The sequence below is a fragment of the Leucobacter sp. M11 genome (assembly GCF_035726885.1).
Taxonomy (GTDB): Bacteria; Actinomycetota; Actinomycetes; order Actinomycetales; family Microbacteriaceae; genus JAPFRB01.
The window spans coordinates 18,129-29,393 of sequence record NZ_JAPFRB010000002.1; the positions used below are offsets into that span (position 1 = coordinate 18,129).

The 11,265-nt window shown below is 69.6% G+C and carries 8 protein-coding genes; 1 reads left to right on the top strand and 7 read right to left on the bottom strand.

The genetic code is table 11. From position 1 onward, the window contains the following. The 5 genes from OOT08_RS04200 to OOT08_RS04220 all read right to left on the bottom strand — a co-directional run. The coding region (locus OOT08_RS04200) for an ABC transporter ATP-binding protein (protein WP_325091319.1) at positions 1 to 1,720 on the bottom strand (1,720 nt) is incomplete at its 3' end. Further along, a complete protein-coding gene (locus OOT08_RS04205; protein ID WP_325091320.1) occupies positions 1,717 to 2,790 on the bottom strand; it encodes an ABC transporter permease in 1,074 nt (357 codons plus the stop codon). The genes OOT08_RS04200 and OOT08_RS04205, both read right to left, overlap by 4 nt. A gap of 4 nt (positions 2,791 to 2,794) precedes the next feature. Beyond that, positions 2,795 to 4,336, bottom strand: coding sequence for an ABC transporter permease (locus tag OOT08_RS04210; protein WP_325091321.1), 1,542 nt, complete (start codon positions 4,334 to 4,336; stop codon positions 2,795 to 2,797). A gap of 78 nt (positions 4,337 to 4,414) precedes the next feature. Then, on the bottom strand, positions 4,415 to 6,169 hold the full coding sequence (locus OOT08_RS04215; RefSeq protein ID WP_325091322.1) for an ABC transporter family substrate-binding protein: 1,755 nt from the start codon (positions 6,167 to 6,169) through the stop codon (positions 4,415 to 4,417). A 359-nt stretch (positions 6,170 to 6,528) separates the two neighbouring features. Then, entirely contained in the window at positions 6,529 to 8,268 is a 1,740-nt protein-coding gene (locus OOT08_RS04220; protein WP_325091323.1) for an ABC transporter ATP-binding protein, read from the bottom strand. Positions 8,269 to 8,348: 80 nt separating this feature from the next. Here OOT08_RS04220 and OOT08_RS04225 point away from each other — a divergent pair, with 80 nt between their 5' ends. Then, entirely contained in the window at positions 8,349 to 8,960 is a 612-nt protein-coding gene (locus tag OOT08_RS04225) for a PH domain-containing protein (RefSeq protein ID WP_325091324.1), read from the top strand. A 61-nt stretch (positions 8,961 to 9,021) separates the two neighbouring features. On the opposite strand, the gene OOT08_RS04230 is transcribed toward OOT08_RS04225, so the two are convergent. Then, complete coding sequence (locus OOT08_RS04230; protein WP_325091325.1) at positions 9,022 to 10,029, bottom strand: ABC transporter permease; 1,008 nt, start codon at positions 10,027 to 10,029, stop codon at positions 9,022 to 9,024. A 73-nt stretch (positions 10,030 to 10,102) separates the two neighbouring features. Beyond that, on the bottom strand, positions 10,103 to 11,265 hold a 1,163-nt coding region (locus OOT08_RS04235; protein ID WP_325091326.1), incomplete at its 5' end, for an ABC transporter permease.

Sequence of the window (11,265 nt, forward strand, 5' to 3'; positions counted from 1 at the left end):
CTTCACGCCGACGTCGTTGTTCGCCCGGGTCCGGCACCGGCACCGATGCGAGGAGCCGCTGCGTGTAGGGCTCGCGTGGGCGCTGCAGGATGTCTTCCCGGCCCCCGACCTCGACCACCCGGCCGGAGCGCAGCACCACGACCTGCTCCGCCAGGCTGTCCACCACGGCGAGGTCGTGCGAGATGAAGAGGCAGCCGAAGCCGAACTCGGCCTGGAGCTCGCCGAGCAGCGCGAGGACGGTGGCCTGCACGGAGACGTCGAGCGCCGAGGTGGGTTCGTCGGCGATGAGCAGGGCCGGCCGGAGGGCGAGGGCGCGCGCGATTCCGACGCGCTGTTTCTGCCCGCCCGAGAGCTCGTGCGGGAAGCGGTTGCGCGCCGACACCGGCAGGCTGACCGCGTCCAGGAGCTCGGTGACGCGGCGATCGAGCGCTGCCCCCGCGGCCCGCTTCGCGAGCCTGATCGGTTCACCGATGCTGGCCCCGATGGGCAGTCGCGGGTTCAGCGACGCGGTCGGGTCCTGAAAGACCACTCCGACTCGGCCGCGCAGGCTGCGCGCCCCGGCCCGTGACCAGGAGCTGAGGTCAACCCCGTCGATGAGGAGCGTGCCGGAGGACACGGGCAGCAGGCCGACGGCGGCCCGCCCGATGGTCGATTTCCCGGAGCCCGACTCCCCGACCAGGCCGACGATCTGTCCGGGGTCGACGCGGAGGCTCGCCTCGGTGACCGCCCGCGTGCGCTGTCGCCCGTGGCCGTAGTCGATACTGACCCCGCGCATCTCCAGCGCCCGCGGCGCGGCCTCCTCCGGTCCGCCGCGGGCCGGGGCCGGTTCCTCGGGGGGACGCCGGTCGTGGGCCGTGGCCGCGCCCGGGGCTCCCGATGCCTGGGCCTGGCCGAGGTGCGGCACCGCTCGGAGCAGGGCCCGCGTGTAGGGGTGTGCGGGCTGTGCAAACAGCTCGACGACCGGGCGGTTCTCCACGAGTTCGCCCTCGCGCATCACCACGACCCGATCGGCCAGGTCCGCGACGACGCCCATGTCGTGGGTGATGAGCAGCACCGCGTTGTCTCGCCGGTCCCGGAGCCGGCGCACCAGGTCCAGGATCTCGGCCTGCACCGTCACGTCGAGGGCCGTCGTTGGCTCATCGGCGATGAGGAGCCGCGGGTCGTGCACGAGCGCCTGGGCGATCATCACCCGCTGGCGCTGGCCCCCCGAGAGCTGGTGCGGGAAGGACCGGAGCATCCGGTCCGGATCGGGCAGTTCAACGAGTTCGAGAAACTCCCGGGCGCGAGATGCTGCCTCGCGGGGCGAGAGGGACCGGTGCACGCGCACCGCCTCCGCCAGCTGGAAGCCGACCGGGAGCACCGGGTTCAGGGCCGTCATGGGCTCCTGGAAGATCGCCGCGACCCGCTCGCCCCGGAGCTGCCGCATCCGTTTCTGTGGCGCGCCCAGCACCGGCTCGCCATCCAGGTCGATCGACCCGCTGACGCGGGTATTGCCCGGGAGCAGGCCGAGGACCGCCATCGCGGTGACCGACTTCCCCGAGCCGGACTCCCCCACGACCGCGAGGATCTCCCCCGGGGCGATCTCGAAGCTCACGTCCCGAACCGCCGGCACCCAACGCCCCTCCACGCCGAAGTCGACGCTGAGCCCGCGGAAGGCGAGCGCGGGCGGGGCGGCCCCGCGCGGGGCCGCCCCGGCTGCGCCCGCGGCACTGCTGGTCATCGCTCGCTCCTGTTCTCCGGCTCCGTCGCTGGGGGTGCCGCCGCGCGCGACGACGCGCGCCCGCCGCCGCGCGTGCCGGGCGTCCTGCGCAGCCGGAAGCGGTGCTGCCGGGGGTCGAAGGCATTCCTCAGGCCGTCTCCGACGAAGTTCACGAGCAGGGCAAGCCCGACGATGAACACCGCCGGCCACCAATACAGCCAGGGTCGGGTCGCGAACGCGGATTGGTTATCGGAGATGAGTCGCCCGAGGGAGACCTCCGGGGGCTGCACCCCGTAGCCGAGATAGCTCAGCGCGGTCTCCAGCAGGATCGCCGAGGCCGCCAGCAGGGTGCCGGACACGATGACCACGCCGACCGCGTTCGGGAGAATGTGCACCGCGATAATCCGCGCATTCCCGGCACCGCCCACGCGGGCCGCCTCGACAAACTCCCGTTCGCGCAAGCTCAAAAACTCGGCGCGAACCAGACGGGCCACGGGCATCCAGGAGATCAGGGCAAGGAGCACCGCGAGGAACCAGATCCCGAGGCCGCCGGCGGTGCGGCCGACGACCGCGCCGATCACGAGGGTCGGGATCACGATAAAGACGTCGGTCATCCGCATCAGCACAGCATCCACCCAGCCCCGGTAGTATCCCGCGATCGCGCCGATCACCGTGCCGACAACCGTGCCCGCGCCGCCGATGACCACCATCACGAACACGGAGTTTTGGATGCCCCGCATGGTCATGGCGAAGTAGTCCTGACCGATCCGGCTCTGCCCGAAGGGGTGCTCGCCGAGGCCGATGCCCTCGCCGCCCAGCCACACGGGCAGGAGCGAGAGCGTCGCCCGGCCGCCCGCGTGCTGCGGGTAGAGGGTGCTGTAATCGTGCTTCCAGAGCCCGGGGAGGGGGCCGAGCCCGATGGCGACGACGGTGCCAAGCCACAGCAACAGCACGAGGAACAGCGAGACCATGGCCATCCGGTTCCGGAGGAAGCGGCGCAGGACGAGGGCCCCGAAGCCGCGCGCCGGGGTCGCGTCGCCGAACTCCTGCGGGGGCGGCGGGCTCTCCGCCGATCGGTTCTGGTCGCTCACGGCGTCACCCCCGCACCCGGACCCGGGGATCCAGCGCCGCGTAGGCCAGGTCCGCCAGAATGTTGAAGGTGATCGCCATAATCGCGATGACGAGGAAGTAGCCCATGATCGGATTCAGATCCACGAGCCGGTGCGAAGTATTAAACAGCTGCCCCATCCCGGGGATCGCGAAGACGTGCTCGGCGATGACCGCGCCGCCCAAGAGCGAGCCGATGTCGGTCGCCACGATCGTCGCCACCGGGATCAGGGTGTTGCGCAGCGCGTGCCTCGCGATCACCGTGCGCTCCGGGAGCCCTTTCGCCCGCGCCGTCCGAATGTAGTCCTGGTCGAGCACTTCGAGCATGCCCGCCCGCGAGTACCTGGTATACGCCGCGAAGGAAATCAGCATGAGCGCCATGGTGGGCAGCAGCAGGTGGGTGAAGCGGTCCATGCCCACCGTCCAGAGGTCCCCCGTCAGACCCGGTGTTTCCGAGCCGACCGTGGCGATCGGCCGACCGGACACTCGGGGGTTGGCCACGTATGCGGGCCACTCTCGGATGAAGCGATCCACCACGGCCAGCAGGCCGGCGGCGGTGAGCACCACCCCACCGATTCTCGCGGCCGTGGCCCGCTCCTGACCGCCCGCCAGGAAACCGCCCAGGATGCCGGCGCCCAGGAACCCGAACACGACGCCGAAGATGATCGGCCAGGAACCGCGCTCCAGCGCACCCTGCACGAGCAGGCAACCGAGCAGACCCGCCAGCGCGGCCCCGCCGGTCACCCAGCGCAGTCTTCCCCGCCACGCATCCATCAGGAGCACGGTCACCGCGGCGGTGCCGAGCACCCCGAGGCCCAGGCCAACCGGGCCGAGCCCGGGGTCCACGAACCACCCGGACAGGGAGAGCCCGCCCAGGGTTGCCGCGCTCGCCGCCGCCGCGATCGCGAACAGGGCCCATCGCCTCCGCCGGGTGCCGCGGGAGAACAGGGCCACCGCGCCGCCGAAGACCGCCCCCACCCCCAGCACCATGCCCGGACTGAGCCGCCCGCCCGCCACGAGGAAGTCGTTGAAGCGGATCGCGATGAACTCTTTCAGGAGCACCGCGATGAGGAAGGAGGGCAGGGAGTACAGGAAGAAACTGAACAGCGTCACCCCGAGATCGAAGGGGGTGTTCTGGCGCAGCGCCGTGATCACGCCGACCAGGACGCCGAGGATCACCGCGAACACGGTCGCCCCGGTGACGAGGACGACGGTCGAGCTCATGGCCGTCGGCAGCACCGTCAGCACCGCCGAGCCCGAGATCGTCCGGCCGAGATCGCACAGCTGGGCGCCAGGGACCAGGCAGCCCGTCGCTCCGCCCAGCCAGTTGGCCCAGCGCAGCGGCACCGGGAGGTCCAGTCGCAGGACCTCGGAACGTTGCGCGATGAGCTGCTCCCGGTTCGGGGCGTTCGTCGTCCGGAGGTCCTGTAGGGGATCCCCCGAGTTCGCGGCGAGCACGAACATGATGAACGATGCCGCGAGAAGAATGAGGACGGAAACGATGAGTCGCCTGACCAAAAAACTGACCACGGGGCTCCCTTCCCGAGTCTCCCCCCGGGGCAAACCGGCCCGACGCCCGGGTGGACGACGGGGCCGGCCCCGGGCTGATTACTGAGCGCTCAGGCTCCACTCGGGGGCGTTGCGAATAATGTTCTGTTGCCCGCCGAAGTACTCGATGCCGACCACCCGGTCGTTGTGCGCGAAAATGCCCGGGAGCTGGAACAACGGCAGACCGAAGCGGTCCGTCGCGGTTGCGGTGTCGATGAGCACCTTGATCTCCTCGACCCGGGCGGGGTCCAGCGACCGCTGCGACTCGTCGACCAGGGTCTCGACCTCGGCGTTGCTGTAGTTGTTGTAGTTTCCGCCGCCGCCGACCGTGAACAGCTGGGGCAGGGACGCGCTTCCGATGCCCGGCATCGACCAGCCGAAGATCGAGGCGTCGTAGTCGCCCGCGGACAGCAACTGCGACCAGTCGGGCGAGCCGCCGTCCTCAATCACGAAGCCGGCCTGCTCGGCGCTGTTCTTGATCGCCTGGAAGGAATCGACCCGGTTCGGGTTTTCGTTGTTGTACAGAATCTTGACCGTCGGGGTCGCCCCGCCCAGGAGTTCTCGCGCCCGGTCCAGGTCCGGCTCGGTGAACGCGTCGTAGCCGTTGCGAGCGGTGCTCTCCGCGTACGGGGCGTTCTCCGGCACAAAGATCTGCGAGTTCAGCACCTCAGCGTCCGGGTTGACCGGCTTCACGATCGAGTCCAGAATCTGCTGCCGGGGCACCGTGCGGAGGAAGGCCTCTCGCGTGTCTCGATCGCGAAAGGGCTCGGAGGCGAAGTTCAGATCGAGGTGGTCATAGCCCACCTCGTCGCCCGTGAGGATCGTCACGTCGAGGTCCTCGAGCGCCGTGAGCGTATCGGCCGAGGCCTGCGGGTAGATCGCGTCGACCTCCTCGTTTCGGAGGGCCGTGATCTGCGCGTTCGCGTCGCCGATGAACCGGATCACCAGCTCGTCGAACTGGATATCGTCTGCCCCGGGGTAGCGGTCGTTCTTCTGCAGCGTCACCGACTGCATGGGGACCATATCCACCACCTTGAAGGGACCGCTGGCAACGGTGAGGCGTTCGTCCTCCGGCATCTCGTTGCCGGAGTACCCGGTGTTCCAAAAATCGGCGATGGCGCGCAGCGGCGCATTTACCTGCGCGGGAGCCGCGGGGTCCCCCCGCGGAATCTCCCGGATAAAGGTCTCGAGCTCCTCCAGCGTCATGTCGACCTCATCGGCCATCACGTGCGCCGGGAGGTCAATGGGGTTCACCAACTCCCAGTCCACGTACGGCTCCGCGTAGGTGAGGGTCAGGGAGCGGCCGTCATCCCCGAGCTCCGGCATGTCCGTGGTGTCGAGGCCGGTGGTGCTGCCGGCGAGCGCGAAGTACACGGTGCCCCCGGTGACCTCCCCGGAGTCCGCGTCGAGCTCGGCGTCGTCGGCCCAGCCGGAGTTCACCAGCCAGGCGAACAGCATGTCGATGTTCGTGATGGGTTCGCCGTTGGACCACTCCAGATCCTCGGCCAGGGTGTACCTGACCCGCAGGGGATCCTCGCTGAGCTGTTCAACGGAACCGATCTGCTCCTGCGGGTCGAGCACGAAGTTTTCGTCCAGGATATGGAAAGACCCGTAGCCAAAGCTGCTCGACTGATTCGTGAGGAACTGGACCATCCCGTTTTCCACCAGGTTCCCCTCCGAGTTGTTCGAGTTCAGCGAGGTCAGGGGGTTTGTCGCGGCGATCGTGATCGACCGGCTTCCCGCGGCCCCGCCGCCGCCATCATCCGTGCTGCACGCGCTCAGCGCCAGTGCGCCCGCGGCGAGGCCCGCCAGCACGGCCAGCGCTCGCCGTCGCGTGTGTCGTCCGGGCGGGGAGCCCTGGGGTGTGCTCCGGCCCGAGCCGGCGGGGGTACTCGCCGGGGGTGCCGCGTGGGGGTCACGTCCTGTGGGACGTCGAATGCCGTCTGTCCTGTCCACCGGGTCTCCTTCGATCAGGGGAACGCTCGCATATTGAATACCACGTGTGCGAGTACGGTACCTTTCCCATCGCGTCGGCGCAAGGGTCCCGGGCGACGCCGCGGCCGTCCCCCGCGGGGCGCGCCTTCGACGCCGCGAGCACACGGAGCGGGCCCGCGTGAGTGCTCACGCGGGCCCGCTCGCTGAGGTCCTGGGGCCGCCCCGCGGCGGCCCCCACGCTACACGCCCTCGGTGTCGTGCAGGATCTGTTGGCGCAGCTCGCGGCGCGAGCGCTGCTCGACCGGGTCCGGCACGGGGATCGCCGCGATGAGCCGCTGCGTGTAGGGGTCCTTCGGGGCGCGCAGAATCTGGTTCCGCGGCCCCTGCTCGGCAATGCGTCCCCGGTGCAGCACGATCACCCGGTCCGCGAGCGCGTCGACGACCGCGAGGTCGTGGCTGATGAACAGGCAGGCGAAGCCCATTTCGGCCTGGAGCTCTTTGAGGAGCTCGAGCACTTTTGCCTGCACCGAGACGTCGAGCGCCGAGGTGGGCTCGTCCGCGATGAGCAGCTCGGGCTTCAGCGAGAGCGCCCGGGCGATACCCACGCGCTGCTTCTGCCCGCCCGAGAGCTCGTGCGGGAAGCGGTTGCGATAGGACACGGGCAGGTTCACGCTGTCCAGCAGCCCCTCGACCCGGCGGTCCAGGGCGGCGCCGGACGCCTCCCCCGCCAGGAACAGGGGCTCGCCAATCGACTCACCAATCGGCAGCCGCGGGTTCAGCGAAGAGGAGGGGTCCTGGAAGACGATGCCGACCCGGTTGCGCAGCTCGCGCACGGTCTTGCGGCTCCACGAGGACAGGTCGGTGCCGGCCACCCGCAGGGAGCCCGCGCTGATCGCCTGCAGCCCGATGGCGGCCCGCCCGATCGTGGATTTCCCCGAGCCGGACTCCCCCACGAGCCCGACGATTTCGCCGCTGTTCACCTCGAAGCTGACGCTGTCAACGGCCTTGAACGAGCCGAGTTTCCCGCCGCGCCCGTACTCGATCGATACCTCGTCGAAGGTGAGCACCGGCTCCCCCGTCTGCACCTGCACCACCTCGGTGTGCACGGCCTCATCAATCCGGTCTGCAACGACCCGCTCCAGGCTCTCGGAGAGGTCGACGGTGCTGTCCCCGCCGAGGTGCGGCACCGCGGCCAGCAGCGCACGGGTGTACTCGTGCTGCGGATCCTGGAAGATCTGGAGCACCTCGCCCTGTTCGACGATGCGACCCTGTTGCATGACCACGATCCAGTCGGCGAGGTCGGCGACGACCCCCATGTCGTGCGTGATGAGCAGCACCGCGCTCTGCAGCCGGTCACGCAGCGAGCGGATCAGCTCCAGAATTTCGGCCTGCACGGTCACGTCGAGGGCCGTCGTCGGCTCGTCGGCGATGAGCAGCTGCGGGTCGAGCACGAGCGCCTGCGCGATCATCGCTCGCTGGCGCTGCCCGCCGGAGAGCTGGTGGGGATAGGAGTTGAAGGCCTTCTCCGGGTCCGGCAGCTCGACGAGCGTCAGCAGCTCGATCGCGCGCGTCTTTGCCTCGCTCGGGGTCTGATCCGTGTGCGTGCGGATCGCCTCCACGATCTGGAAGCCGATCGTCAGCACCGGGTTCAGGGCCGTCATCGGCTCCTGGAAGATCGCGGCGATGGCCGAGCCGCGCAGTTCCCGCATGCGCTTCGTGCTGGCCCCGACGAGCTCCTCGCCGTTGAGGGTAATGCTGCCCCGCACCCGCGCCGTCTTCGGGAGCAGGTCGAGGATCGCCATCGAGCTCGCGCTCTTGCCCGAGCCGGACTCGCCGACGACCGCGACGATCTCGCCCGGCCGGATCCGGTAGTTCAGCTCAACCGCGGCCGGGTTCCAGACCCCGTCGACCGCGAAGTCCACCGAGAGCCGGTTCATCTCCAGGACGGGTCTCGTGCCCGCCTCCGTGCTCATCGTCATCCGTTTTCCCTTTCGCTGTGCACCGGTCGGGGATCCCCCGCCGGTTGTGCCTGTGGCCGGGGCAGTGCCACCATGAGTGGGTGACCCATGACGACCCCCGCCCCCGTGTCTTTGTTTCCCGATTCAACCGGGGCATCTGCATCGCCATCTGGGCGGTGCTGCTGGTCTTCGCGGTGAGCGCCGTGTGGCTCCCCGGCGGGGCCGAGCGCTTCGCGGGGCTCGTGCCCCTGGCCGCGCTCGCCGCGCTGGCCTACGTTGCCCTCTGGCTGCCGAACCTCCGCGTCAGCGATGAGGGGATCACCGTGCGGAACGTGCTGCGCACCGTGAGTATCCCGTGGGAGGCGCTCGTGCACGTCGACACGAAGTACGCGCTCACGCTGAACGTGCCCGGTCGCGCGGTGCCCGTCTTTGTCGCCCCGGCCCCCGGCACGGTCACCGCGTCGCGGCTCGCCCGCCGCAGCCGCCGCGAGGGCCGCTCGCTGGAGGCACCGCGACCCGGCGACCTCGTGGGCACCGACTCCGGGGACGCCGCGGCGCTGGTCCGCGAGCGCTGGGCGGAGCTGCAGCAGGCCGGCCGCATCGAGGCCGGGATCGCCGAGCAGGCCCCCGTGACGAGCCGCTGGAACGCGGACACCCTCACGGTGGCGCTGCTCGGGGCTGGCGCATCCGCCGCGGCCCTGCTGCTGATCTGAGCGCCGGGCGGGTGGCCGGGTCCCGGCCACCCGCTGCGCGGAGACGATCCCTCGCATCTCGCTACGCTCCGGTGGTCATCTCGCGCATCTTGCGCATCTTGAACCGCTTCTGCCGCGGGTCGAAGGCGTCCCGGAGACCGTCCCCGACGAAGTTGACGAGCAGGGCGAGCAGCACGATAAACACCGCGGGCCACCAGTACAGCCACGGGCGCGTGCTAAACGCGGACTGGTTGTCCGAGATCAGTCGGCCCAGGGAGACCTCGGGCGGCTGGATGCCGTAACCCAGGTAGCTGAGCCCGGTTTCCAACAGGATCGCGGAGGCCGCGAGGAGCGTCGCGGAGACGATAACCACGCCGATGGCGTTCGGCAGGATGTGCTTGAAGATGATCCGGCGATCGCTCGCCCCGGCGACCCGGGCCGCCTCAACGAACTCGCGCTCACGCAGCGACAGGAACTCGGCGCGCACGAGGCGGGCAATGCCCATCCAGGAGACGAGGGCCAGGAGGGCAGCGAGGAACCAGATGCCAAGCCCCCCGGCCGTGTTTCCCACAACCGAGCCGATCACGATCGCGGGGATCACAATGAACACATCGGTGATGCGCATGAGCACCGCGTCGACCCAGCCGCGGTAGTAGCCCGCGATCGCGCCGATCACGGTGCCGATGATCGTGCCGAGGCCGCCAATGACGACCATCACCAGCACGGAGTTCATGATGCCGCGCATGGTCATCGCGAAGTAGTCCACGCCGATCCGACTCTGGCCGAAGGGGTGCTCCCCGAGGTGCACGCCCTCGCCGCCCAACCAGGTCGGCACGAGCGAGATCGTCGGGGCTCCGCCCTCGAACTGCGCGTTCACGGCGGTGTAGCTGTGCTTCCACCACCCGGGGAAGGGGCCGAAGCCCGCCGCCGAGCCCGCGAAGGCAATCAGTGCCAGGAACAGCACGATGCAGACCAGTGCGAGCTTGTTGCTCAGGAAACGGCGCAGGACCAGGGCGCCCTGTTTTTCGCCCTTGACCGCGGCGGGCGCGGGGGCGGTCGCCGGGGTCTCCGGCGTATTCGTGGCGCTCATCGGGCGCTCCCCTCGGTGGTTGCGGATGCGGATGCGGTGCCGGCGGTGGCCGGGCTCAGGTGTGTCGCGCGCATTACTTCACCCGAACCCGGGGGTCGAGCGCCGCATAGGCGAGGTCCGCGAGGAAGTTAAACAGGATCGCCATGATCGCGATCACGAGGAAGTACCCCATGATCGGGTTCAGGTCGACCCGTTTCAGGGAGGCATTGAACAGCTGCCCCATGCCGGGAATCGCGAACACGGACTCCGTGATCACGGCCCCGCCGAGGAGGGCGCCCACGTCCGTCGCCACGAGCGTGGCAATCGGGATGAGCATGTTGCGCAGCGCGTGCCGGACGATGACGACCCGTTCCGGGAGGCCCTTGGCCCGCGCGGTCCGGATGTAGTCCTGGTTCATGACTTCGAGGAGCCCTGCGCGCGCGTAGCGGGTGTATCCCGCGAAGGAGACGAGGAGCAGGGCGATCGTCGGCAGCAGCAGGTGGGTGAAGCTGTCGAGGCTGGTCTGCCAGAAGTCACCCGTAAAGCCGGGGGTCTGCGAGCCGACCGTCGCGATCGGACGCCCGTTGATGCGCGGGTGATCCACGTAGCTCGGCCAGGCCTGCATGAAGCGGTCGATCAGCACGAAGCTCGCCGAGAAGAAGGCGACGATCGCGCCAATGCGCATCGCCTGCCCCTTGTCGTGTCCGCCGAGCGCGAAGCCGACGGCGCAGCCGACGAGCACGGCCACGAGGCCGAGCCCGATGATCATGCCGAGGGTGGCCTGGTTCAGCACCCCCTGCAGCGCAAAGTAGGACACCATGCCCAGCGCCCCAACCGCGGAGCCGATGAGGAGGGAGCGGCGGTTCGCGAGCCCGGCGAGCACCCCGACGGTCGCCGCGACGGTCGCCGCGATGAGCAGCAGGACGCCGATGGGGCCGAGCCCGGGGTTCACGAACCAGTTCGTCGCGGAGAGGAAGCCGAGCACCCCGCCGGTGGCGAGCGCGGAGACGCCGAAGACGATGAGCCTGCGGCGCAGCTGCCCGCCGATGAATACCTGCCAGATCAGGCCGCTCACAATCGCGATCGCGAGGAGCACCCCGATCCCGATGCGGGGATCCTTCTGCAGGAAGTTGTTGAATCCGATCGCGACGAACTCCTTGAGCAACACCGCCAGCAGGAACGAGGGCAGCGAGAACAGGAAGAAGCTCACAAAGGTGATGCTGAAGTCGAAGCCGCTGTACTGGCGGAGCGCGGTGG

Coding starts and splice junctions, on each gene's coding strand:
- OOT08_RS04220 (WP_325091323.1), bottom strand. CDS start 8,268: ATGACGATGAGCACGGAGGCGGGCACGAGACCCGTCCTGGAGATGAAC.
- OOT08_RS04230 (WP_325091325.1), bottom strand. CDS start 10,029: ATGAGCGCCACGAATACGCCGGAGACCCCGGCGACCGCCCCCGCGCCC.